Origin of the sequence: Xanthomonas theicola, assembly GCF_014236795.1 — a bacterium.
GTDB lineage: Bacteria > Pseudomonadota > Gammaproteobacteria > Xanthomonadales > Xanthomonadaceae > Xanthomonas_A > Xanthomonas_A theicola.
Map to the genome: position 1 here is coordinate 1,701,401 of NZ_CP049017.1, position 22,218 is coordinate 1,723,618.

At 68.5% G+C, this 22,218-nt stretch carries 20 protein-coding genes, 3 tRNA genes and 1 pseudogene; 18 read left to right on the forward strand and 6 right to left on the reverse strand.

Annotation, left to right across the window (positions count from 1 at the left end; translation table 11 throughout):
• Nucleotides 1-136: 136 nt before the first annotated feature.
• The 3 genes from mntR (at nucleotide 137) to orn (ending at nucleotide 1,787) form a co-directional block, all read left to right on the forward strand.
• A complete protein-coding gene (mntR, locus tag G4Q83_RS07760; RefSeq protein WP_128420085.1) occupies nucleotides 137-601 on the forward strand; it encodes a manganese-binding transcriptional regulator MntR in 465 nt (154 codons plus the stop codon).
• Nucleotides 598-1,095 carry a tRNA adenosine(34) deaminase TadA gene (tadA, locus tag G4Q83_RS07765; protein WP_128420084.1) on the forward strand — a complete coding sequence of 166 codons (498 nt, stop codon included), beginning with the start codon at nucleotides 598-600 and terminating at the stop codon, nucleotides 1,093-1,095. The genes mntR and tadA overlap by 4 nt, the downstream gene beginning before the upstream one ends.
• A gap of 113 nt (nucleotides 1,096-1,208) precedes the next feature.
• Nucleotides 1,209-1,787: an oligoribonuclease gene (orn, locus tag G4Q83_RS07770; protein ID WP_128420083.1), complete on the forward strand. Its 579-nt coding sequence runs from the start codon at nucleotides 1,209-1,211 to the stop codon at nucleotides 1,785-1,787.
• 47 nt (nucleotides 1,788-1,834) lie between these two features.
• Here the strand turns inward: orn and G4Q83_RS07775 are convergent.
• Nucleotides 1,835-2,791, reverse strand: a pseudogene (locus tag G4Q83_RS07775) (mechanosensitive ion channel family protein); the annotation flags it as partial.
• A complete protein-coding gene (gene ppsA, locus G4Q83_RS07780) occupies nucleotides 2,791-5,184 on the reverse strand; it encodes a phosphoenolpyruvate synthase (RefSeq protein ID WP_128420081.1) in 2,394 nt (797 codons plus the stop codon). The pseudogene G4Q83_RS07775 and the gene ppsA, both read right to left, overlap by 1 nt.
• Before the next feature lie 146 nt (nucleotides 5,185-5,330).
• Here ppsA and ppsR point away from each other — a divergent pair, with 146 nt between their 5' ends.
• From ppsR to G4Q83_RS07795, 3 genes are all read left to right on the forward strand, one after another.
• Entirely contained in the window at nucleotides 5,331-6,152 is an 822-nt protein-coding gene (ppsR, locus tag G4Q83_RS07785; RefSeq protein ID WP_128420080.1) for a posphoenolpyruvate synthetase regulatory kinase/phosphorylase PpsR, read from the forward strand.
• Nucleotides 6,153-6,290: 138 nt separating this feature from the next.
• On the forward strand, nucleotides 6,291-6,761 hold the full coding sequence (locus tag G4Q83_RS07790; RefSeq protein ID WP_128420079.1) for a DUF1249 domain-containing protein: 471 nt from the start codon (nucleotides 6,291-6,293) through the stop codon (nucleotides 6,759-6,761).
• 85 nt (nucleotides 6,762-6,846) lie between these two features.
• On the forward strand, nucleotides 6,847-7,335 hold the full coding sequence (locus G4Q83_RS07795) for an NUDIX hydrolase (protein WP_128420078.1): 489 nt from the start codon (nucleotides 6,847-6,849) through the stop codon (nucleotides 7,333-7,335).
• A 260-nt stretch (nucleotides 7,336-7,595) separates the two neighbouring features.
• On the opposite strand, the gene G4Q83_RS07800 is transcribed toward G4Q83_RS07795, so the two are convergent.
• Nucleotides 7,596-8,354: a 3-hydroxybutyrate dehydrogenase gene (locus tag G4Q83_RS07800; RefSeq protein ID WP_128420077.1), complete on the reverse strand. Its 759-nt coding sequence runs from the start codon at nucleotides 8,352-8,354 to the stop codon at nucleotides 7,596-7,598.
• Between the two features lie 137 nt (nucleotides 8,355-8,491).
• On the opposite strand from G4Q83_RS07800, the gene G4Q83_RS07805 reads away from it, so the two are divergent.
• Genes G4Q83_RS07805 through G4Q83_RS07830 form a run of 6 tightly spaced genes read left to right on the forward strand, consistent with a single transcriptional unit; the run spans nucleotide 8,492 to nucleotide 12,461 of the window.
• Nucleotides 8,492-9,106 carry a CDP-alcohol phosphatidyltransferase family protein gene (locus G4Q83_RS07805; protein WP_128420076.1) on the forward strand — a complete coding sequence of 205 codons (615 nt, stop codon included), beginning with the start codon at nucleotides 8,492-8,494 and terminating at the stop codon, nucleotides 9,104-9,106.
• 46 nt (nucleotides 9,107-9,152) lie between these two features.
• Complete coding sequence (phaE, locus tag G4Q83_RS07810; protein WP_128420075.1) at nucleotides 9,153-10,274, forward strand: class III poly(R)-hydroxyalkanoic acid synthase subunit PhaE; 1,122 nt, start codon at nucleotides 9,153-9,155, stop codon at nucleotides 10,272-10,274.
• A complete protein-coding gene (locus G4Q83_RS07815; protein WP_128420074.1) occupies nucleotides 10,271-11,347 on the forward strand; it encodes a class III poly(R)-hydroxyalkanoic acid synthase subunit PhaC in 1,077 nt (358 codons plus the stop codon). The genes phaE and G4Q83_RS07815 overlap by 4 nt, the downstream gene beginning before the upstream one ends.
• A gap of 40 nt (nucleotides 11,348-11,387) precedes the next feature.
• Nucleotides 11,388-11,780 carry a YfeK family protein gene (locus G4Q83_RS07820; protein WP_386273474.1) on the forward strand — a complete coding sequence of 131 codons (393 nt, stop codon included), beginning with the start codon at nucleotides 11,388-11,390 and terminating at the stop codon, nucleotides 11,778-11,780.
• 28 nt (nucleotides 11,781-11,808) lie between these two features.
• Entirely contained in the window at nucleotides 11,809-12,012 is a 204-nt protein-coding gene (locus tag G4Q83_RS07825) for a PspC domain-containing protein (RefSeq protein WP_128420073.1), read from the forward strand.
• Entirely contained in the window at nucleotides 12,009-12,461 is a 453-nt protein-coding gene (locus G4Q83_RS07830; protein ID WP_128420072.1) for a hypothetical protein, read from the forward strand. Before G4Q83_RS07825 ends, G4Q83_RS07830 begins: the two co-directional genes overlap by 4 nt.
• A gap of 15 nt (nucleotides 12,462-12,476) precedes the next feature.
• On the opposite strand, the gene G4Q83_RS07835 is transcribed toward G4Q83_RS07830, so the two are convergent.
• Nucleotides 12,477-13,688, reverse strand: a complete 1,212-nt coding sequence (locus tag G4Q83_RS07835) for an NAD(P)/FAD-dependent oxidoreductase (RefSeq protein WP_128420071.1) — start codon at nucleotides 13,686-13,688, stop codon at nucleotides 12,477-12,479.
• Nucleotides 13,689-13,863: 175 nt separating this feature from the next.
• Between G4Q83_RS07835 and G4Q83_RS07840 the strand changes: the two genes are divergently transcribed.
• Nucleotides 13,864-14,079, forward strand: a complete 216-nt coding sequence (locus tag G4Q83_RS07840; protein ID WP_128420070.1) for a hypothetical protein — start codon at nucleotides 13,864-13,866, stop codon at nucleotides 14,077-14,079.
• Nucleotides 14,080-14,242: 163 nt separating this feature from the next.
• Nucleotides 14,243-16,603, forward strand: a complete 2,361-nt coding sequence (locus tag G4Q83_RS07845) for a Tex family protein (RefSeq protein ID WP_128420069.1) — start codon at nucleotides 14,243-14,245, stop codon at nucleotides 16,601-16,603.
• Between the two features lie 56 nt (nucleotides 16,604-16,659).
• On the opposite strand, the gene G4Q83_RS07850 is transcribed toward G4Q83_RS07845, so the two are convergent.
• Both G4Q83_RS07850 and G4Q83_RS07855 read right to left on the reverse strand, forming a co-directional pair.
• The gene (locus tag G4Q83_RS07850) at nucleotides 16,660-20,505 is read right to left on the reverse strand and encodes a PAS domain S-box protein (protein WP_246432319.1); all 3,846 of its coding nucleotides are present in this window, start codon (nucleotides 20,503-20,505) and stop codon (nucleotides 16,660-16,662) included.
• 109 nt (nucleotides 20,506-20,614) lie between these two features.
• Entirely contained in the window at nucleotides 20,615-20,995 is a 381-nt protein-coding gene (locus G4Q83_RS07855) for a response regulator (RefSeq protein WP_128420068.1), read from the reverse strand.
• A 135-nt stretch (nucleotides 20,996-21,130) separates the two neighbouring features.
• On the opposite strand from G4Q83_RS07855, the gene G4Q83_RS07860 reads away from it, so the two are divergent.
• The 4 genes from G4Q83_RS07860 (at nucleotide 21,131) to G4Q83_RS07875 (ending at nucleotide 22,213) form a co-directional block, all read left to right on the forward strand.
• Nucleotides 21,131-21,217: transfer RNA gene (locus G4Q83_RS07860), tRNA-Leu, on the forward strand.
• 361 nt (nucleotides 21,218-21,578) lie between these two features.
• Nucleotides 21,579-21,654: transfer RNA gene (locus tag G4Q83_RS07865), tRNA-Ala, on the forward strand.
• A gap of 46 nt (nucleotides 21,655-21,700) precedes the next feature.
• Nucleotides 21,701-21,776, forward strand: a tRNA-Glu gene (locus tag G4Q83_RS07870).
• Nucleotides 21,777-22,036: 260 nt separating this feature from the next.
• On the forward strand, nucleotides 22,037-22,213 hold the full coding sequence (locus G4Q83_RS07875) for a hypothetical protein (RefSeq protein WP_158255007.1): 177 nt from the start codon (nucleotides 22,037-22,039) through the stop codon (nucleotides 22,211-22,213).
• Nucleotides 22,214-22,218: the final 5 nt, after the last annotated feature.

Sequence of the window (22,218 nt, forward strand, 5' to 3'; positions counted from 1 at the left end):
GTGGGGAGGGGTGCGTTCGATTATATAGCAATTGCTATTATATTAAGCATCTGCAAATCCGATCGCTGCGATAGGCGCGATTTCGGCCAGAATAGGCACCGGTCGGCGTTCGCCGGCACCTGACAAGGGCGTTGCGATGCAGAAAAGCGGAAAGTTGACGGTGCCAGGAGCGGCGCTGCTCGACGCCGAAGTGCAGGTCGAAAGCTTCCGCCAGGTGCGCGAGGCGCACCGGCTGGAGCTGATCGAGGACTATGTGGAGCTGATCTCCGACCTGCTGGCCGACGGCGGCGAGGCGCGGCAGGTGGACATCGCCGCGCGCCTGGGCGTGGCCCAGCCGACCGTGGCGAAGATGCTCAAGCGCCTGGTCAAGGGCGGATGGGTGGCGCAGCGGCCGTATCGCGGCGTGTTCCTGACCGCCGAGGGCGAGGCGCTGGCGGCGGCCAGCCGGCAGCGGCACCAGACCGTGGAGCAGTTCCTGCTGGCGCTGGGCATCGACCCGGACATTGCGCGGCGCGATGCCGAAGGCATCGAGCACCATGTCAGCGAAGCCACGCTGGCGGTGTTCGCCGAGTTCGTGCGCAAACACGGCGCGGCGCGATGAACGGCGACGGGCAGATCTCCGCGCGCCACGAGCGCTGGATGCTGCACGCGCTCGCCCTGGCCGACCGCGCCGCGCGCGAGTTCGGCGAGATTCCGGTCGGTGCGGTGCTGGTCTCGGCCGAGGATGAGGTGCTGGGCGAGGGCTGGAACCTCAACATCGCCGAGCACGATCCCAGCGCGCACGCCGAGATCGTGGCGCTGCGCCAGGCCGGGCGCCGGCTCGGCAACCACCGCCTGGTCGGCAGCACCCTGTACGTGACCCTGGAGCCGTGCGCGATGTGCGCGATGGCGGTGGTGCATGCGCGCGTGGCGCAGTTGGTCTATGCCGCCGCCGATCCGAAGACCGGCGCCTGCGGCAGCGTGTTCGACCTGCTCGCCGATCCGCGCCACAACCACCGCGTGCTGGTGCGCGGCGGCGTCCTGGCGGCGCCGGCTGGGCTGCGCCTGACCAACTATTTCCGCGCCAAGCGCGGCAAGCCGCTGCTCGGCGGTTGAACGGGTGGGCTTGCGGCCGCCGGGCCTGCAGTCGCTGCGTCACGCGCGGTATCATGCAAGGCCGATACGAAACCCCGCGCCGGCAGCGCCGCCGCAAACGACTGGAAGGTGATATGGCGGAGCCGCACGTGGACAGCGATCGTCTGATCTGGATCGATCTGGAAATGACCGGGTTGGATACCGACAAGGATTCGATCATCGAGATCGCTACGGTGGTCACCGATGCGCAGCTCAACGTACTGGCCGAGGGCCCGGAGTTCGCCATCGCGCATCCGCTGCAGACGCTGCAGGCGATGGACGAGTGGAACCGCAACCAGCACCGCCATTCCGGGCTGTGGCAGCGCGTGCTCGACAGCAAGGTCGCCGTGGCTCAGGCCGAGGCTCAGACCATGGCGTTCCTGGCGCAGTGGTGCAAGGCCGGCACCTCGCCGATGTGTGGCAACTCGATCTGTCAGGACCGGCGCTTCCTGCACCGGCAGATGCCACGCTTGGAAGGCTTCTTCCATTACCGCAACCTGGACGTGTCCACGCTGAAGGAGCTGGCGCGTCGCTGGGCGCCGGCGATCGCATCGGGACTGAACAAGACGTCCTCGCATACCGCTCTCAGCGACGTGCACGACTCGATCGACGAACTGCGCTACTACCGCCCGTTCATGGGTGCGCTGGGCGGGCAGGGCGGCGCCACGCGCTGAGCCACGCCGCGCGGCCCGTCCGCGGCCCCGCGCGATGGCCTGGTCAAGCGCGCCAGCGGCGGCCCCGGCGTGGTCTCGTCGTCGTCGGTCGCGCCCTGCAGCAGCAGATCGGCGATGGGACGGCCGTTGGCGTCGTGGTGATATACGTGTAGATCGCGTTGCGGGTAGGGAATGCTGAGGCCGTTCTCCAGCAGCTGGTCGCGGATCTGTTCCAGGGTGGCGCTCTTGGCCGCGCCGAAATCGCCGTTCTTGGTGTAGGCGAACAACATCAGGTCCACCGTGCTCTCGCCCAGGTTGGTGACCTGCACGAACGGCGCCGGCGTCGGCAGGATGCTCGGGTTTTGCTGGGCGATCTGCAGCAGCAACCGCTGGGCCTTTTTCAGGTCGTCGCCGTAACCGACGCCGACGGTGATCTCCAGGCGCCGGGTGGGCAAGGTGCTGTAGTTGACGATCGGCGCAGTGGTGATGGTGCTGTTGGGCAGGGTGACCATGCGCTCGTCGAAGGTGCGGATGCGGGTCTGGAAGATCCGGATCTCGTCGACGACGCCTTCCTGCCCGGCGACCACCACGTGGTCGCCGTCGCGCATCGGCCGCAACACGATCAGCATCACGCCCGAGGCGATATTGGACAGCGAGTCCTTCAGCGCCAGGCCCACGGCCAGGCCGGCGGCGCCGAGCACCGCGAACAGCGACGTCGGCGGCACGCCGATCTTCTGCAGGGCGGACACGAACACCAGCACCAACAGCAGCGCATAGGCGACGTTGCGCAGGAAATTGCTGAGCGTGGTTTCCACGCGCGCACGGACCAGCGCACGCTGCAGCCACAGGCTCAGGCGCTTGGCGAGCCACATCCCGACGACCAGGATGATCAGCGCCACGCCCCAGTTCAGCAGGATCTGCGCCCAGTCGACTTCGCTCCAGCGCAGGGGGCGTGACTGCGCGGCCGCCGGAGCGGCCGCGGCGGTGCCGGCCGCGGTGGCCAGCAAGGTGGCGACAACCCCCATCAGGCTTCGCTCTTCAGCTTGGCCAGGCGCAGCCAGGTATCGACCACCGTATCGGGATTGAGCGACACCGACTCGATGCCTTCCTGCATCAGCCATTCGGCCAGGTCCGGATGGTCCGATGGGCCCTGGCCGCAGATGCCGACGTACTTGCCCTTGGCGCGGGCGGCCTTGATCGCCAGCGACAGCAGCTTCTTCACCGCCGGATTGCGCTCGTCGAACAGGTGCGCGACGATCGAAGAGTCGCGGTCCAGGCCCAGGGTCAGCTGGGTCAGGTCGTTGGAGCCGATCGAGAAGCCGTCGAAGATGTCCAGGAACTGGTCGGCGAGCAGCGCGTTGGACGGCACCTCGCACATCATGATGATCTTCAGGCCCGGCTTTCCGTCGGCGCGCTCGCCCCGGCGCAGGCCGTTCTGCTCCAGCACCTCGATCACCTTGCGGCCTTCCTCGAGCGTGCGCACGAACGGGATCATCACCCACAGGTTGTCCAGGCCCATCTCGTCGCGCACCTTCAGCACCGCCTGGCACTCGAGCGCGAAGGCGGCGGCGAACGAGGGATCGACGTAGCGGCTGGCGCCGCGGAAGCCGATCATCGGGTTCTCCTCGTGCGGCTCGTAGTTCGGCCCGCCGATCAGGTTGGCGTACTCGTTCGACTTGAAGTCGGACAGGCGCACGATCACGGTGTTGGGCGCGACCGAGGCGGTGAGGGTGGCGATGCCCTCGGCCAGGCGGTTGACGTAGAAGCTGACCGGGTCGGCGTAGCCGGCGATCTTGGCGTCGATCTTCTTGCGGGTGTCGGCGTCCTGCTTGTCGTACTCCAGCAGCGCGTTGGGGTGGATGCCGATGTGGCTGGCGATGATCATCTCCAGCCGGGCCAGGCCGATGCCGGCGTTGGGCAACTGGCCGAAGTCGAACGCGCGCTCCGGGTTGGCGACGTTCATCATGATCTTCAGCGGCGCCGGCGGCATGTTGCCCAGGTCCGTGGTGGTGCGCTCGAACGGCAGCCGCCCTTCGTAGATGAAGCCGGTGTCGCCCTCGGCGCAGCTGACCGTCACTTCCTGGCCGTCGCCGATCACCTCGGTGGCGTTGCCGGAACCGACCACCGCCGGCACCCCGAGCTCGCGGGCGATGATTGCCGCGTGGCAGGTGCGGCCGCCGCGGTTGGTCACGATCGCCGAGGCACGCTTCATCACCGGCTCCCAGTCGGGGTCGGTCATGTCGGCGATCAGGACGTCGCCGGGCTGCACCCGGTTCATGTCGTCGAGCGAGCGCACCACGCGGGCGACGCCGGCGCCGATCTTGGCGCCCACGGCGCGGCCCTCGGCCAGGACCTTGGCGCCCTTGCGGTCCAGCGCGAAGCGTTCGATCTGGGTGGCATGGCTGCGCGACTTCACCGTCTCCGGACGCGCCTGGACGATGAACAGCTTGCCGCTGACGCCGTCCTTGGCCCACTCGATGTCCATCGGGCGGCCGTAGTGCTTCTCGATGACCAGCGCCTGCCTGGACAGTTCCTGTACGTCCTCGTCGCTGATCGAGAAGGTGGCGCGCAGCTCGGCCGGGGTGTCCTCGATGCGCACGCGCTCGCCGGGCGCATCCGAGTACACCATGCGGATCGCCTTGCTGCCGAGCGAGCGCCGCAGGATCGCCGGCTTGCCGGCCGTCAGGGTGGGCTTGTACACGTAGTACTCGTCCGGGTTGACCGCGCCCTGCACGACCATCTCGCCGAGACCGAAGCTGGAGGTGACGAACACCACGTCGCGGAAACCGGACTCGGTGTCCAGGGTGAACAGCACGCCGGCGGCGCCGACGCCGGAGCGCACCATCAGCTGCACGCCGGCCGACAGGAACACGTCCTCGTGCTTGAAACCGTGGTGCACGCGGTAGGCGATGGCGCGGTCGTTGTACAGGCTGGCGAAGACTTCCTTGACCTTGTGCAGCACCGCGTCGGCGCCGGTCACGTTGAGGAAGGTCTCCTGCTGGCCGGCGAACGAGGCGTCGGGCAGGTCCTCGGCGGTGGCCGAGGAGCGCACGGCCACGGCCACCTCGCCGCTGCCGTTGTGCTCGCACAGCTGCGCGTAGGCCTGGCGGATCGCCTGGTCCAGCTCCGGCTGCAGCGGCGCCTCGGTGACCCAGCCGCGGATTTCCTTGCCGGCTGCGGTCAGCGCGCCCACGTCTTCCACGTCGAGCGTTTCCAGCTTGTCGAAGATGCGCTGATAGAGGTCGTTGTGGGCGACGAACGCCTTGAATGCTTCGGCGGTGGTGGCGAAGCCGCCTGGCACCGAGACGCCGAGTCCTGACAGGTTGCCGATCATTTCGCCGAGGGAGGAGTTCTTGCCACCGACGCGAGCCAGGTCGGTCAGGCGCAACTCGTGCAACCAAAGGATGTTGTCGTTCAAGCGCGATGCTCCGTTGGGCCATCGCCCGAAGCGGGCTGGGTGGCCGCGTCCGTGGGGGAAGAAGCCGATATCATGCAGTGCGCACCCGAGTCGGCACAAGCTTGAGCGGGCGCATCCGTTGGGTTTCAGCAAGGAGAATCCAGGCAATGTCGATGATCCGCCCGGTGTTCTACGTGTCCGATGGAACCGGTATCACCGCTGAAACCATCGGGCATAGCCTGCTCACCCAGTTCAGCGGTTTCAGCTTCGTCACCGATCGCATGTCGTTCGTAGACGATCCGGAAAAAGCGCGCGAGGCGGCACAGCGGATCCATGCCGCGGGCGAGCGGTACCAGGTGCGGCCGATCGTGGTCAACTCCTGCGTCGACCCGCAGCTGAGCATGCTGCTGGCCGAAAGCGGCGCCTTGATGCTCGACGTGTTCGCGCCCTTCATCGAACCGCTGGAGCGCGAGTTGAACGCGCCGCGTCACGCGCGGGTCGGGCAGGCGCACGGTCTGGTCGATTTCGAGACCTACCACCGCCGCATCAACGCGATGAATTTCGCGCTGACCCACGACGACGGCATTGCGATCAACTACGACGAGGCCGACCTGATCCTGGTCGCCGTCTCGCGTGCCGGCAAGACGCCGACCTGCATCTACCTGGCACTGCACTACGGCGTGCGCGCGGCCAACTATCCGCTGACCGAGGAGGATCTGCAGCACGACCGCCTGCCGCCGCGGCTGCGTCCCTACCGCAGCAAGCTGTTCGGGCTGACCATCGATCCGGACCGGTTGCAGCAGATCCGCCAGGAACGGCGGCCGAATTCGCGCTATTCCAACCTGGAGACCTGCCGGCGCGAGGTATCCGCGGCCGAGACCATGTTCAGGATGGAGCGGATCCCGATCCAGAGCACCACGCATACCTCGATCGAGGAGATTTCCAGCAAGGTACTGGCCACGCTGGGCCTGCAGCGCGAGATGTTCTGACGCGATGTCCCCGGCGCCTGGCGCGACATGCGCGCAAGGAAGGCGTGACCGCCACCGTGCGGAGATTTCCAAGATAGGCCTGCGCGGGCGATCCGTCAATGCTGCCGCTCGCTCGTTGCAGCGTGTAGCATCGGCGCCATGCAACACGCCCTGACCCGCAGCGAACGCATCCCCCGGCTCAGCCGATTCGGCTGGCTGATGGGTCTGTACGCCGAGAACTACGTCCACCTCAATCGCCTGTTCGTGCCGTCGGACCTGACCGTCGGCACCTACCTGTCCTCGATCGGCGACGGGCTGGACCTGCGCCTGGACGTGATCGAGCACCACCGCTATACGGTGGAACTGCGCATCACCTACGACCTGTGCGACCCGCTCACCGGCGAGCCGGACCCGTCGGCCTATGTGCGCCTGTACCGCGACGCACGCCAGGCCGAGACCACGCATTGCTACGTCGGCCGCCGCTGGCAGGACGTGATGGGGCTGTACCCGCCGCCGGCGGAACTGATCAGCCACCGCATGCGCATGAACACCTTCCTCAGCAAGTGGCTGGAGTACCTGGCCGAGCGCGGCCACGGCGTGGCCACGCTGAAGCCGGCCGCGCCGCTGTAGCGCGGCCGCGGCAACGCCGGCGCCCTAGGCGCGGCCTGCGCCGGATGCGGCATACTGCGCACCCGCCGACTTGCCAGAACGCCGCATGCCATACACCCCGATCGTCGCCACCCTGGGCTACGTGCTGTCTCCGGACCGGTCCAAGGTGTTGCTGATCCATCGCAACGCGCGGCCCGGCGACCACCACCTGGGCAAGTACAACGGCCTGGGCGGCAAGGTCGAGGCGGACGAGGACGTGCTGCACGGCATGCGCCGCGAGATCCGCGAGGAGGCCGGCATCGAATGCGACGCGCTGCGGCTGCGCGGCACCATCAGCTGGCCCGGCTTCGGCAAGCACGGCGAGGACTGGCTGGGTTTCCTGTTCCTGATCAGCGTCTATAGCGGCGAACCCTTCGCCGAGAACGCCGAGGGCACGCTGGCCTGGGTGCCGGTGGCGGACATGCAGTCGCTGCCGCTGTGGGAGGGCGACCGCCACTTCCTGCCCCTGGTGTTCGACGCCGACCCGCGTCCGTTCCATGGGGTGATGCCGTATCGCGACGGGCGCATGCTGTCGTGGCGCTATTCGCGGGTCTGAGCGCTGCGCGTCCGCGCCCGCTTGTCCACACGCGCTGTGGATCGATGCCGCACAAGCCCGGGGCCCGCCGGCCGCCGCTGGCGAAAGATTCACCAGTTCCTGTGCGATTCTCCACAATGGGTGTGGATGGAATCGGTGGAAGTCTGTGGAGAAGGCCGTGGCCGCATTGCGCCGCAACGGTCGCGGCCATGCTGGCGAAAAATGCGCCGCCGACAAGTATCCGTGCGGCGCACGCCGGCTTCGCCGCCCGCACCGCGCCGCTACTGTGCGGTCCAGCCGCCGTCGATCGCGATGGTCTGCGCGGTGATGTTGCGCGCCGCCGGCGAGGCCAGGAACGCGACGCAGCCGGCCAGTTCGTCGTAGTCGATGAACACGCCTTTGGGCATCGGCTTGAGCATCACCTGCGCGATCACGTCGGCCTCGGAAATGCCGCGGGTGCGCGCCTGGTCGGCGATCTGCCTGTCCACCAGCGGCGTCTTCACGTAGCTGGGGCAGAGCGTGTTGATGGTGATGTCGGTATCGGCGGTCTCCAGCGCGATCGCCTTGGAGAACCCGACCAGGCCGTGCTTGGCGGCGACGTAGGCGCTCTTGTAGGGGCTGGCGACCAGCGAGTGGATGCTGCCGATGTTGACGATGCGGCCGAAGCCGCGCGCGCGCATGCCCGGCAGCAGCGCCTGGGACAGGCGCGCCACGCCGGTCAGCATCACCTCGACCAGCAGGCCCCACTTGCTCATCGGGAACTCCTGCAGCGGCGCCACGTGCTGCAGCCCGGCGTTGTTGACCAGCACATCCACCGGCCGCGACAGCGCCGCCAGTGCGGCGCCGATGCTGGCGTCGCTGGCCACGTCCAGCGCCACCGCCTCGGCCGAGCCGCCGGCCTCGCGCAGTTGCGCGGCTACCGTGGCGGCCGCACCCGCCTCCAGGTCGCTGACGACGATATGGCGGCCGCCGGTGGCCAGTTCGCGGGCGATGCCGGCGCCGATGCCGCTGGCGGCGCCGGTGATCAGGATGGTCTGCATGGCGAGCACCTGTGGGGAAAGTGCGCAGCGTAACAGCGTCTCGTGGCGGCCCGGCGGCCGTGCTCGCCAGTGCACAGATGCCACGCTACCCTGTCCTTGTCGCACCGTTCTCATCCCGGACCCGCCACCCTATGCCGATGAAACGCCACTTTTCCATGCTGCGCGAATTCCAGTTGGCCGATTGGTTCACCCTGGCCAACGCCTTCTGCGGCACCGGTGCGATATTCGCGTCGATGCGGTTCCTGCAGGAGGGCCGACGCAGCGACCTGCTGATCGGCATGGCGCTGATCCCGCTGGCGTTCGTGTTCGACGCACTGGACGGGCGCGTGGCGCGCTGGCGCAAGTCCTCGTCCACGCTCGGCCGCGAACTGGATTCGCTGGCCGACGTGATCTCCTTCGGCGTGGCCCCGGCGTCGCTGGCCTATGCCTGCGGTATGCAGGGCGGCTGGGACTGGCTGGTGTTGAGCTTCTTCGTGTGCTGCGGGGTCAGCCGCCTGGCACGCTACAACGTGACCGCCGAGCAGCTGGCCGGCGACGGCGACAAGGTGCCGTATTTCGAGGGCACGCCGATCCCCAGCAGCCTGGCGCTGGTGATCGTGCTCTCGGTGGCCGCGCATCTGGGCCGTCTCGGCGACGCGTTGTGGTGGGGCGAATGGCGGCTGGGGCCATGGTTGCTGCATCCGCTGGTGCTGCTGTTCGCGCTGTCCGGTTCGCTGATGGTCAGCAAGACCCTGCGCATTCCCAAGCCCTGAGCGGGCGCGGGTTGCTATCATCCCCGTCTGACCTGGGAGGGTGGCGATGAAGGCTAGCGGCGGCATCGGTGCCGGCGATTTCGAGGCGTTGGCGCGGCAGTACTGGCGCGCCTGGAGCGAAGCCCTGCGCCACGGCGGCGCCGTGCTCGCTGCGCCGCCCGTGGGGGATGGCGGCGGCGACGCGTGGCGGGAGACGATCGCCAGCTGGGCGCAATGGCTGCCGCGTGGGACAGGGCCGCACACCGAGGACGCGATGGCGCACCTGCAGCAGCAGGCCGGCGACTGGTTCGGTGCGATGCAGCAGGTGGCCGCCCAGTTCGCCGGCCGCGATGCCAGCAGCGCGGACGTGGCCGACGCCTGGAAGCAGCAGGTGCAGGGCCAGCGCGAACAGATGCTGCGCTGGTTGCTCGGCGCCGTGCGCGGCGCCGGCCAGGCCGGCGTGGATCCGTGGCTGCAACAGGCGGCGCAATGGCTGCAGGGTTGGCAGCGCGACAGCGGACCGTGGTTGCAGATGCCGGGCTTCGGCCCGGGCCGCAACCACCACGCGCGCTGGCGCGCGCTGGCCAAGGCCCAACAGGAATACCAGGCGCAACTGCAGGCCTATATGGGCCAGTTGCAGGGCGCGATCGATCGCGCCTTCGAGGTGTTCGAGGCCAAGCTGCGCGAGCACGAGGATCCCAGCCGCCAGCTGACCAATGCGCGGGCGATGTTCGATCTGTGGATCGACGCGGCCGAAGAGGCGTATGCCGCTTCCGCACTGTCGGAAGAGTTCCGCCAGGTCTATGCCGGCTTCGCCAACGCGCAGATGCGCCTGCGCGCGCTGTTGCAGCGCGAAACCGAACAGTTGTGCGAGCAGCTCGGCCTGCCGACCCGCACCGAACTGGATGCGGCGCATCGGCACATCGCCGACCTGGAGCGACGGCTGCGGCGGCTGGAGCGCGGTGCGTCGGCGGCCGGCGCCGCTGCGTCGGCGGCGCGCCCACGGCCGCGCCCCAGGCCTGCCGCGCCCGCTGCGCCCGCATCGACACAGCCGGCAGCGAATGCGGGGCTGGGCGCTGCGCAGGCACCCGCGGCGCGCGCCGCCTCCAAATCCACGCCGCCCGCCGATGCCGTCGCCAAGCCGGCGCGCGGCAAGCCGGGCATGGCGCCGCGTCGGAGCCGCGCATGAAAGGGCCGTTGAGCTTCAGCAGCGACGACCTGCTGCAGGAAACCCTGGAAATGCAGCGCAAGCTGCTGCAGGGGCTGCACGTGCTGCCGGGGCTGGACGAGGTGCAGTACGGCGCCACCGAGCGGCAGGAAGTGTGGCGCGACGGCAAGGTGGTGCTGTACCGCTTCGTGGGCGAACGCCCTCCCAGCGCGAAGGTGCCGCTGCTGATCGTCTATGCGCTGGTCAACCGCCCGTACATGGTCGACCTGCACGCCGACCGCTCGCTGGTGCAGGGCCTGCTGGCGCTGGGCGAGGACGTGTACGTGCTGGATTGGGGCTATCCGGACCGCTCCGAGCGCTACCTGAGCCTGGAAGACTATCTGCTGCGCTACCTCGATGGCGCGGTCGACCACTTGCGCGATGCCGGTGCCGGCGCACCGGTCAACGTGCTCGGCATCTGCCAGGGCGGCACCTTCTCGCTGTGCTATGCGGCGCTGCAGCCGGAGAAGATCCGCAACCTGGTCACCATGGTCACGCCGGTGGATTTCCACACCCCGGACAACATGCTCTCCAACTGGGTGCGGCAGGTCGATGTGGACCTGTTCGTGGACACGCTGGGCAACGTGCCGGCGGACCTGATGAACGCCAGCTACTTGATGCTCAAGCCGTTCCGGCTGAATTTGCAGAAGTACGTGGGGCTGCTGGACATCCTCGACGATCCGCGCGCCCTGGAAGACTTCCTGCGCATGGAAAAATGGATCTTCGATTCGCCGGACCTGGCCGGCGAGACGTTCCGCGATTTCGTCAAGCAGTTCTACCAGGACAATGCGCTGGTGCATGGCCGTGCGTGCATCGGCGCGCACGCCGTGGACCTGGCCCGGGTCGACATGCCGGTGCTGAACATCTACGCCGAACAGGACCACCTGGTGCCGCCGGACGCGTCGCGGGCGCTGCGCGGCCTGGTCGGCAGCGACGACTATGCCGAACTCGGTTTCCGCGGCGGCCACATCGGCATCTACGTGTCCGGCCGCGCGCAGCGCGAAGTGCCGGCGGCGCTGCACCGCTGGCTGGGCGAGCGCGATGGCGGCCAATGAGCGCGGTGCGCGGCGTCCGCCACTGCGGCGCCGGCGCGGCATGCGGCTGATGGCCTTCGGCCTGGCCTGCGCCGGCGTGGTGGCCGCCATGGCGGCCGTGGCCGTGCCGGCGCAGGCCGCCGCGCGCGAGATCCGGAGCCTGCTGGCGGCCCTGCAGGCATCGCCATGCCGGTTCCAGCGCAACGGCAGCTGGTACTCCGGCGCGCAGGCCAGGGCGCATCTGCAGCGCAAGTACGACTACCTGCGCCAGCGCGACCTGGCCGCCAGCGCGGAGCAGTTCATCGAGCGCGGCGCCAGCCGCAGCAGCGTCAGTGGGCAGCCCTACCGGGTGGCCTGTCCGGGTCAGCCCGAACAGGACGCGGCCGCCTGGTTCGCGCAGCGACTGGCCGCGCTGCGCCGTCACGCTGCGTCCGCGGCGCCGCACTCACACTGAGCGCGCATTCGCCGCAGGAGCCGTCGCCATGTCCCAGCCCACCCCTACGCTGTCGCGCTCGCTCAACGACCGCATGATCGCCGGCGTGATCGGCGGCATCGCGCACCGCTTCGGCTGGAGCGCAACGCTGCTGCGCGTGGTCTACGTGGTGGGCTCGATCGCCTCGGCCGCATTCCCCGGCATCCTGGTCTACCTGATCCTGTGGCTGCTGATCCCCAACCAAGCCGATTGACCGGGCCGGCGAGCGCGCTGCGTCTGGCCGGTTGCGTGCTGGGCGCGCTGTGGACCTCGCCCAATACGCTGCTCGGGCTGGTCGCCGGGCTTGCCGGCCTGGCGTTCGGCGCGCGCGTGCGGGTCGGCTGGCGCGACCTGGCGCTGGTGTTCGAGCGCTTTCCGTGGGGACCGGCCGGTGCGTTGACCCTTGGCAACGTGATCCTGGCCAGCAGCGACGACCTGGACGTGGTCTGCGCCACCTACGAGCATGCGGCCGGCCGCTGCCGGCACCCGAACGTGCGCCTGGGCGACCACGAGCGTGCGCACGTGCTGCAATACCTGCTGCTGGGCCCGTTGTTCCTGCCGGTGTACTTCGCCTGCGGCGGGGTCAGCGTGCGCAATCCGCTCGAGCGCGCCGCCGATCGCTATGCCTTGCACGGCCACGGCTGGTGGCCGGGGCGGCGTTGAGCCTCGGCACGGGTCTCAGTCCAGCCGGGCGAAACCGAACAGTTGCTTGAGCGGATGCGCGCGGCGCTCGATCTGCGCGCGCAACAGGTCCGCGCCGAGCATGCTGTAGGTGATGCCGTTGCCGCCGTAGGCCATCGCGAACTGCATGCGCGGTCCGTGCTGCGGGTGCGGACCGAAGAACGGCAGGCCGTCGGCGGTCTCGGCGAAGGTGCCGCCCCAGGCGAAGGCCGGCTGCAGTTCCAGGCTAGGCAGCGCCTTGGCGATCTTGCGGCACAGCTTGCGGGCCTTGCTGTCCACGCGCGCATCGCGGCGCACCGGGATGTCCACGCTGTCGTCCTCGCCGCCGGCGACGATGCGCCCGTTGCCGGTGGTGCGCAGGTACAGATAGGGGCGCGCGCTTTCCCACACCATGGTGTCCTTCAGCGCGCCGAGCTGCGCGTCGTCCAGCGGATCGCTGACGAAGGCGTAGCTGCTGCGGTTCCTGGCCACGCGCCGGTCCAGCCAGTCCTGGCTGGCGTAGCCGGCCGCCATCACCACATGGCCGGCGCGCACCTGCACGCCCTGGTCGGTGTGCAGCGTGGCGCCGCGGCCGTTGGTCTGGATGTGCTCGATGCGGGTGCGGTCGTAGACCCCGACGCCGCGCTTGAGGGCGCGGCCGAGCAGGCGATAGGTCAGGCGATAGGGATCTACCCGCGCCGCCTGGCGGCTGAGGATCGCCCCGTGCGCCGCGACGCCGTACTCGGCGCGCAGCGCCTGTGTATCCAGCCACTCCACCTCCAGCCCATGGCGTGCGCGCAACTGCAGTTCCTGCTGCAGCACACGCACGTGGCGGCGGCGACTGGCGTAGTACAGGCTGTCGCTCCAGCCGAAGTCGACGTCGCGCAGCGGCCGCACCAGCGAGCGCAACTGCTCCAGCGCCTGCGCGCAGGAGCGGTAGGCGAGGGAGGCGGCGGTCTCGCCGTAGCGCTCGGCCAGGTCGAGCATGTGCGTGTCGATCTCGTATTGCAGCAGCGCCGTGCTGGCCGCGGTGCTGCCCCAGCCGATGTCGCGCTGTTCCAGCACCGCCACGTCATGGCCGTGGGCCGCCAGCTCGTCGGCGATCAAGGCCGCGGTGATGCCGCCGCCGACCACCGCCACGTCGCAGCGCAGGTCGCCGCGCAATTGCGGAAAGGCTTGCATCAGGCCGTTGCGTACCGACCAGAAGGGGTAGCCGCTCTTGAGATCCATGCGTGTTCGCCACCGAAGGGGTGCGCGACTAATGCGCAGGTCCGGTTAAGCCGGCGTGAGGCGGATGCGCGTCATCTGCAGGCAAACAGTCGCGATTAACCTGCGTGCAGATTGCTCTCACGACGCACTGTGTAGGCTGCGCGCCAGTTCGAGAACTCCCAACAGAGGAAGCGTCATGTCGGTCGTTCTGTATATCGGTGGCAGCAAGGATGGCGAGAAGGGCGTGATGCCCTACGGTTTCAGCAAATCGATGAAGCAAACCGCGTCGGGGCCGGAAATCTACGTCGAGCGCGTGCTCGCGCTGCGTGATCGTCGGGTCCGGATCATGGCGCTTGAATCGCTGCAGGACGATATCGTGGCGGAACGGCTGCACAGCTACTACGCGCCTTGAGCGTGGCGTGCCCCCCGCACCGGCGACGCCCGGCCGGGGCCGGTGGCGATCCGCTGCGTCGCGCCGATGCAAACAGGTCGGTGCCCGCCTGTCAACGGGTTCCCCGACGGCAGGCACGCTGCGAAAATGGCGGTTTCCCGCAAGGCGGCTCCGGCCGGACGCAATGCACGACACTCAGCTCGCCCAGCAGATCGCCACCACCATCGCCGTCGAGATCGGCGCACAGCCGGCCCAGGCCCGCGCCGCCATCGCCCTGCTCGACGAAGGTGCCAGCGTTCCGTTCATCGCGCGCTACCGCAAGGAGGTCACCGGCGGCCTCGACGACACCCAGCTGCGCAACCTGGAAGTCCGCCTGACCTACCTGCGCGAACTGGAGGAGCGGCGTGCCGCGGTGCTGGCCAGCATCGCCGAGCAAGGCAAGCTCGGCGATGAACTGCGCGCGGAGATCGCCGCTGCGGACACCAAGTCGCGGCTCGAGGATCTGTACCTGCCGTACAAGCCGAAGCGGCGCACTCGCGCGCAGATCGCCCGCGAAGCCGGGCTGGAACCGCTGGCCGACGGCCTGCTGGCCGATCCGTCGCAGGCGCCGGAGCTGGCTGCGGCCTGTTTCGTCGATGCGGACAAGGGCGTTGCCGACGTCAAGGCGGTGCTGGAAGGCGCGCGTGCGATCCTGATGGAGCGCTGGGGCGAGGACGCTGCGCTGGTCGGCGAACTGCGCGGCTGGCTCGGCGAGGTCGGCGTGATCCGCGCGCGCGTGGCCGAGGGCAAGGAACAGGAAGGCGCCAAGTACCGCGACTACTTCGACCATGCCGAGGCATTGGCCAGGATTCCCTCGCACCGGCTGCTGGCGTTGTTCCGCGCCCGCCGCGAGGAAGTCGTCTACCTGGAACTGGACCCGGGCAGCGACGCCGAGGCCGGCCACCAGTACGCCGAAGGCCGCGTCGCGCTGCGCGCCGGCATCGCCAACCAGGGCCGTCCCGGCGACCGCTGGCTGCTCGACGCGTGCCGCCTGACCTGGCGCGCCAAGCTGCACATGCACCTGCTGCTGGACCTGTTCAACCAGGCGCGCGAGAAGGCCGAGGCGGAGGCGATCGCGGTGTTCGGCGACAACCTGCAGGATCTGATGCTGGCGGCGCCGGCCGGTCCGCGGGTGACCCTGGGCCTGGATCCGGGCATCCGCACCGGCTGCAAGATCGCGGTGGTCGACGCCACCGGCAAGCTGCTCGCCACCGATACCATCTATCCGCACGAGCCGCGCAAGCAATGGGACCAGTCGCTGCACACCCTCGCACGGCTGTGCACGCAGCATGGGGTGGAGCTGATCGCGATCGGCAACGGCACCGCCAGCCGCGAGAGCGACAAGCTCGCCGCCGACCTGATCAGGCAGAACCCGCAGCTGAAGCTGCAGAAGATCGTGGTCAGCGAGGCCGGCGCGTCGGTGTACTCGGCGTCCGAGTTCGCGGCCAAGGAGTTCCCGCAGCTGGACGTGTCGCTGCGCGGCGCCGTGTCGATCGCGCGGCGCCTGCAGGATCCGCTGGCGGAACTGGTCAAGATCGAGCCCAAGGCGATCGGCGTGGGCCAGTACCAGCACGACGTGGACCAGTACCGCATGGCGCGGGCGCTGGATGCGCGCGTAGAGGACTGCGTCAACGCGGTCGGCGTCTATGTCAACACCGCCTCGGCGGCGCTGCTGTCGCGCGTGTCCGGACTGTCGGCCAGCGTGGCCGAGAACATCGTGCGCCATCGCGACGACAACGGCCCGTTCAAGCGCCGCAAGGACCTGATGAAGGTGCCGCGGCTGGGCGACAAGACCTTCGAACAATGCGCCGGCTTCCTGCGCATCGCCGACGGCGACGAGCCGCTGGACGCCTCGGCGGTGCACCCGGAGGCGTACCCGGTGGTGGAGCGCATCGTCGGCGCCACGGGCAAGCCGATCAAGGCGCTGATCGGCGACGGCGGCTTTCTGCGCGCGCTCGAGCCGGACCAGTTCATCGACGAGAAGTTCGGCGTGCCGACCGTGCGCGACATTCTCAAGGAGCTGGAGAAGCCGGGCCGCGATCCGCGCCCGGAATTCAAGGCGGCGCGCTTCGCCGAGGGCGTGGAGGACATCAAGCACCTCAGTCCGGGCATGGTGCTGGAAGGCGTGGTCAGCAACGTCGCCGCGTTCGGCGCCTTCGTCGACATCGGTGTGCACCAGGACGGGCTGGTGCACATCTCGGCGCTGTCGGACAGCTACGTCAAGGATCCGCGCGAGGTGGTCAAGGCCGGCGACATCGTCAAGGTCAAGGTGCTGGAAGTGGATGTGGCGCGCAAGCGCATCGCATTGACCCGGCGCCTGGACGACGCGCCCGCGCCGACGCGCGCGGGTGATCGCGACGCTGGCGGGCGCCCCATGCCCGGCGCGCCGCGCCGCGAGCGCGATGCGCGCGGCGGCAATGGCGGCGGCGGCAAGCAGCGCAGCCCGGCCGCAGCGCCAGTGAACAGCGCCTTGGCCGACGCCTTCGCCCGCGCCAAGCGCGACTGAGCCGGCTGTGCCCCCGCGGCCACGGCGCCCGCCCGGCGATGCGCCGCCGCGCCGGTTCAGGCCGGTGCGGCGCGCGCGTTAGGATCCTGCTCGCGGGGAGTCTGCGACTGAGTCAGCGAGGCGGCCAGTGCGACCAGCTTGACCGGATCCACCGGCTTGCCCAGGTGCGCGTTGAAGCCGGCATCCAGCGCCTGTGAACGATCTTCGGTGCGCACATAGGCCGTCAGCGCGATCGCCGGGATGCGGTTGACCGCCCCGGCGCCGCGCGCACGCACGCTGCGGATCAGGCTGTGCCCGTCGCGGTGCGGCATGCCCACGTCGCTGACCAGCAGATCGTAGGGGCGCTCGCGCAGCAGGGCCTCGGCGTCGTCGGCGCAGACCGCGGCCTCCACCACCGCGCCGGCTTCCTGCAGGAAGCGCTGGGTGACGCCGCGCGAGTCCATGTCGTCGTCGACCACCAGCACGCGCAGGCCGTTCAGCCGTATCCCGCCGTGGGCAAGGATGGCCGCCCAGCCATCGCCGCGACGCATCGGGCGCGTACCCGCCAGATCGTTGCGCGGCAGCAGCAGGGTGAAGGTCGCGCCCATGCCGATCCCGTCGCTGCTCACCGACAACTGGCCGTGATGCATTTCCGCCAGCTGCTTGGCGATCGCCAGGCCCAGGCCCAGCCCACCGGCGCTGCGGGTGCTGCTGGCATCGGCCTGGCGGAAACGGTCGAACACGTGCGGCAGGAATCCCGCATCGATGCCGACCCCGCTGTCGCTGACGCTGATGCGCACGCGGGTGGCGCTGCTGTCCAATGCCAGGGTGATCGCGCCCGCGCTGGGGGTGAACTTGATCGCGTTGCCGATCAGGTTGGTCAGCACCTGCTGCAGGCGCACCGCATCGCCGAGATAGGGCAGGGCGGCATCGCCGGTGGACGGCGCCAGGGCGATGTCGATGCCCTTGCTCTCGGCGCTGGGCCGGGCGGCGTCGATCGCGCCGGTGAGCAACGCGCGCAGGTCCAGTTCGGCCACCTCCAGACGCACCTTGCCGGACAGGATGGCGCTCATGTCGAGCAGGTCGTCGATGATCTGCGCTTGCGCATGGGCGCTGCGCTCGATCACCTCCAGGCCCTTGGCCAGGTCCTTCTCGCGTACCGCATCGCCCTGCATCAGCCGCGACCAGCCGAGGATCGCGTTGAGCGGGGTACGCAACTCGTGGCTCAGGGTGGCCAGGAACTCGTCCTTCATCCGACTGGCGCGCTCGGCTTCGCCGCGCGCGCTCTGCTCGGCCGAGAGCAACTGCTGCAGGCGCTGGTCGGTCTCGCGGCGCTCGATGATGATGCCGGCCAGATGCGACGCCGAGCGCGCCAGGTCCTGTTCGTGCGCCGAGGGGTAGTGCACGAACGGGTAATACAGCGCGACCACGCCCAGCACCTGGCCATCGCCGGTCATGATCGGCGTGGAGCAGCAGGCCACGATGTCCGCCTCGGTCACCGCCATCAGGTACTCGCGCCAGTTCGCGTCCGCACGCACGTCGCTGCAGATCACCTGCCGGCGCAGCGCCACGGCGCGGCCGCAGCAGGCGCTGTCCTTGCGGATCGGCAGGCGATGCATGCTTCTGCGGAAGGACGCCGGCATGCTCGGCGCCGCGCCTTCCAGCAGGTATTGGCGGAACTCGTCGACCAGCATGATCGTGCAGCGCAGGCCGACGTCGCTCTGCGCCTCGATGCCGCGCGCGATCGCTTCCAGCACCGCGCTCAGCGGCCTGCCGGTGGTGATCATCTCCAGCGCCGCGCGCTCGGCGGCGGTGGCGTTCTCGATGCGTTTGCGCTCGGCGATGTCCAGCAGCGAACCGATGAAGCCCAGGAACTGCCCCGAGGCGCTGAAGCGCGGCGATGCGGTGTCCACGCACCAGCGATACTCGCCGTCGTGGCGGCGCAGCCGGTACTCGATGGTGAACGCACGGCGATCGGCGGCGCTGCGGGCCAGGACGCCGCCCACGGCAGCGACGTCGTCGGCATGGATCTTCTCCATCCAGCCCGATCCCAACGCCTCCTGCTCGGTCTGCCCGGTGAACAGATACCATTGGCGGCTGACATACTCGCAATCGCCATCGGCATTGGCCATCCAGATCAGCACCGGCGCGTTGTCGCACAGGGTGCGGAAGCGCAGCTCGCTTTCCTGCAGGCGCTGCGCGACCACACGACGATCGTGGATGTCGGTGTTGGTGCCGATCCAGCGCACCACCCGGCCGTCGCCATCGCGGATCGGCAGAGCGCGGCCCAGATGCCAGCGATAGCTGCCATCGTGGCGGCGCAGCGGATATTCGATCTCATAGGGCTGGCCGCTGCGCACGGCTTCCGGCCAGGCCTGCATCGCCTGCGCCAGGCCTTGCTCGGTGTGCACCTTGCGCCAGCTTTCGTAGCCGGACTCGCCGGCCGGCAGGCCGGTGTATTCGTACCAGCGCTGGTTGAAATAGTCGACATTGCCATCGGCCGTGGCGGTGAACACGATCTGCGGCATCGCGTCGGCTAGCTCGCGCAGGCGCGCCTCGCTGCGCGCCAGATCCGATTGCGCGCCGGCGCGCTCCATCGACTCCCAGCAGCGCGCCGCGACCAGCCGCACCAGTTCGATTTCCGCCGAGGTCCACGCCCGCGGCTGCAGCTGATGCACGCCGATCGCGGCGACCAGGCGGCCGGCCTTGTGCAGCGGTGCGGTCAGGATCGCGCGCGCGCCCAGGCGCCGGTAGCCGGGATCGTCGAAGCGCATCGGTGGTGCATAGGCCTCGGTGTCCTGCACCACCCATGGCCGGTTGTCACGCATGCACTCCTGCAGGTCGCTGCCGAAATCGCTGAAGCGGAAGCGGCCGATCACATGCGTCGCACCATCGACGTAGTCGGCGCGCAGGTCGAATGCATCCTCGTCGGGATCGACGATTGCATACGCGCAGCGGCTCGCATGCAGGTGCTTGCCGAGCAAGGCGGCACCGGTTTCGCAGATCGCCTCGGCGCTGTCCAGGTTCTGCAGCGCATCCTCGAGCATCAGCAGGAAGCTGTCGTGGGCCTGCGCGCGCGCCTGCTCGGTGCGATCGATGCCGTGCATCAGCACCCCGGTAACGTTGCCCTCGGCGTCACCCATCGGCTGGTACACGCATTCCAGCGTCGTCTCCGACGCCGCCTCTTGCGGGGTGCGGCGCAGGTTGAAGGTCATCGACCTGCCGGCGAGCGCCTGGCCGCTGGCGCGGACGTTGTTGAGCAGTCCGATGAAGCCCTGTTGCAGGGTCTCCGGGATCGCCTCGGCCAACGGCTTGCCGACCACATCGCGCGGGCCGACCAGTTGCTGGTACCGTTGGTTGACGCGCTCGACCACGTAATCCGAGCCGCGCAGGATCGCCAGCGCCGCCGGCGACTGCTCGAACGCTTCCGTCATCTGTGCGCGCTGCGCGTCCAGCGCCTTCAGCAGCGCATCGCGCTCGCGCTCGAGCTTGATCCGCTTTGTGTCCTCGATGCACACGCACAACACTCCGCCGACGCCGTCGTCGTCGTCGAAGATCGGGCTGTAGGAAAAAGTGAAGTACACGTCTTCGCTGTAGCCGTTGCGCATCATCACGAACGGCACGTACTCGTTCCAGGTCGATTCGCCGGTCGCCAGCACCTGTTCGGCCTGGCCCGCCAACGCGGGCCACACGTCCGGCCACACCTCGCTCACCGCACGCCCGAAGGCATGGGGATGACGCATCCCCAGCACCGGGATATACGCGTCGTTGTACAGATTGATCAGCCGCTTGCCCCAGCGGATCACCATCGGAAAGCGCGAACTCAGGCAGATCGACAGTGCCGAGCGCAGGCTTTGCGGCCAGTTCTCCATCGGTCCCAGTTCGTGGCGTGACCAATCCGTGGCGCGCAGCAACTCTCCCATGGCGCTGCCGGCAGGGAGCCTGACAGGGGAGGGCGGGCATTCGTGGGCGTTGATGGCGATATTCCTCGAATCGATCCCTGCCGCAGTGCAGGCTGCAAACGTAGGAGTATCAAGGTCGACCGGTCATTTTTGCGTGAGCATCGTGCAGCGCCTTGATCAGCTGTTCGGACAGATAGGGCTTGGTCAGCACCACACCGGCGGCGAAGCCGACAGGCAGCGAGTCGGCGGCGACGCCCGTGGCCAGGACGTACGGGATTGCATGCTCGCTCAGTACCCTGGCAACCGGCTCGCTGGTCTCGCCGGCCGCCAAGCGGAAGTCGAGCACCGCACGGTTCGGTCGTTCGCGTTCAATCATCGACAGCGCCTGCTGTACCGACTCGGCCGGGCCCACGACCTCGGCGCCAGCCTGAGCAAGTTGCAACTCCAACAGTGTGGCGTTCATCGCGTCGTTCTCAACCACCAGGATACGCAGGCCCCGCAATGCCGACATCGCTTGCTCGTTAAGGTCTTGGAAAATAAAAGTATAGCGGCAGCCATGATCGCCTCGTCGAGACGCCGATCCCGGTAAAGATGAAGCATTTACCACTGTCGCTGGTTCCTGTACTCGTCTATACTGATCAGCCGCGCCGAAGTGGCGGAATCGGTAGACGCAGCGGACTCAAAATCCGCCGCCCTTAAAAGCGTGTGGGTTCGAGTCCCACCTTCGGCACCAATGACTTACGGCAGCTTCGGCTGCCGTTTTCATTTCCGCGACGTGCCATCCCACGACGATCGCAGCGTGCGCGCGTGCCGGTAGCGGTCGGCGCACGTGCAGCGGTGCAGGCGTTGCAGCGGATGCGCACGGCATCTTCCTGCTGAAAAGCCGTGCAGCCTTTGCCAACGGCCCTGCCGCCCGACCAGTTCGCTCCCATGCGCGCGACGTTTTGCGCAATCGCAGGGGATTGCGTCAACGCCGCGGCGACGCTGACCAATGCCGACGGCGTCGTCGCGTGTCCGCCGCGTTAAAAAAGCTTCAAAAAACGCTTGCGCGCCTCCGATGCTATCGCTACTATTCTGCTCCTCGCAGCACACGTGGGGCCATAGCTCAGCTGGGAGAGCGCTTGCATGGCATGCAAGAGGTCGCCGGTTCGATCCCGGCTGGCTCCACCAACTTTTCGGGCGTCAGGCCTGTCCGCAAAGCGACATCGTTATCAGCGTCCCCATCGTCTAGAGGCCTAGGACATCACCCTTTCACGGTGGCGACCGGGGTTCGAATCCCCGTGGGGACGCCACATTTTCGCAAGAACCCCAAGTCCGGCGATGCCGGATTTTTTTGGTTCTTCACCCAACCGGGTGGAGAGTGTCCTAGTCTAATTCTCGTGGACACCTCGATAGGGGAAGATCATCCCCAACGAGAACCGAGCCCGACATGACCTCCCGCCCGCGTAGAAACATCGATAGTGCCTTCAAGCTGCAGGTAGTGCAGATGATCCGAGACCAGGGCCTGAGCGTGGGCCAGTGATGCCGCGATCTGGATTTGGTCGATAGTGCCGTGCGTCGCTGGCTGGCCCAGCACCAGGCAGAGCAGAGCGGCCAGCCGGGACAAGGCCGGCTGCTGACGCAGGAGCAGCAACGCATCCGTGAATGGGAGCGGGAGCACCAGCGGCTGCGTGAGGACAACAGCCTGTTAAAAAAAGCATCGGCCTTCTTCGCCCGAGAACTGAAGTGATCCAG

What these genes read in the sequence shown, in the direction of transcription:
- mntR (WP_128420085.1), top strand. Translation starts at nt 137, where the DNA reads ATGCAGAAAAGCGGAAAGTTGACGGTGCCAGGAGCGGCGCTGCTCGAC.
- tadA (WP_128420084.1), top strand. Translation starts at nt 598, where the DNA reads ATGAACGGCGACGGGCAGATCTCCGCGCGCCACGAGCGCTGGATGCTG.
- orn (WP_128420083.1), top strand. Translation starts at nt 1,209, where the DNA reads ATGGCGGAGCCGCACGTGGACAGCGATCGTCTGATCTGGATCGATCTG.
- ppsR (WP_128420080.1), top strand. Translation starts at nt 5,331, where the DNA reads ATGTCGATGATCCGCCCGGTGTTCTACGTGTCCGATGGAACCGGTATC.
- G4Q83_RS07790 (WP_128420079.1), top strand. Translation starts at nt 6,291, where the DNA reads ATGCAACACGCCCTGACCCGCAGCGAACGCATCCCCCGGCTCAGCCGA.
- G4Q83_RS07795 (WP_128420078.1), top strand. Translation starts at nt 6,847, where the DNA reads ATGCCATACACCCCGATCGTCGCCACCCTGGGCTACGTGCTGTCTCCG.
- G4Q83_RS07800 (WP_128420077.1), bottom strand. Translation starts at nt 8,354, where the DNA reads ATGCAGACCATCCTGATCACCGGCGCCGCCAGCGGCATCGGCGCCGGC.
- G4Q83_RS07805 (WP_128420076.1), top strand. Translation starts at nt 8,492, where the DNA reads ATGAAACGCCACTTTTCCATGCTGCGCGAATTCCAGTTGGCCGATTGG.
- phaE (WP_128420075.1), top strand. Translation starts at nt 9,153, where the DNA reads ATGAAGGCTAGCGGCGGCATCGGTGCCGGCGATTTCGAGGCGTTGGCG.
- G4Q83_RS07815 (WP_128420074.1), top strand. Translation starts at nt 10,271, where the DNA reads ATGAAAGGGCCGTTGAGCTTCAGCAGCGACGACCTGCTGCAGGAAACC.
- G4Q83_RS07820 (WP_386273474.1), top strand. Translation starts at nt 11,388, where the DNA reads ATGCGGCTGATGGCCTTCGGCCTGGCCTGCGCCGGCGTGGTGGCCGCC.
- G4Q83_RS07825 (WP_128420073.1), top strand. Translation starts at nt 11,809, where the DNA reads ATGTCCCAGCCCACCCCTACGCTGTCGCGCTCGCTCAACGACCGCATG.
- G4Q83_RS07835 (WP_128420071.1), bottom strand. Translation starts at nt 13,688, where the DNA reads ATGGATCTCAAGAGCGGCTACCCCTTCTGGTCGGTACGCAACGGCCTG.
- G4Q83_RS07840 (WP_128420070.1), top strand. Translation starts at nt 13,864, where the DNA reads ATGTCGGTCGTTCTGTATATCGGTGGCAGCAAGGATGGCGAGAAGGGC.
- G4Q83_RS07845 (WP_128420069.1), top strand. Translation starts at nt 14,243, where the DNA reads ATGCACGACACTCAGCTCGCCCAGCAGATCGCCACCACCATCGCCGTC.
- G4Q83_RS07850 (WP_246432319.1), bottom strand. Translation starts at nt 20,505, where the DNA reads ATGGGAGAGTTGCTGCGCGCCACGGATTGGTCACGCCACGAACTGGGA.
- G4Q83_RS07855 (WP_128420068.1), bottom strand. Translation starts at nt 20,995, where the DNA reads ATGTCGGCATTGCGGGGCCTGCGTATCCTGGTGGTTGAGAACGACGCG.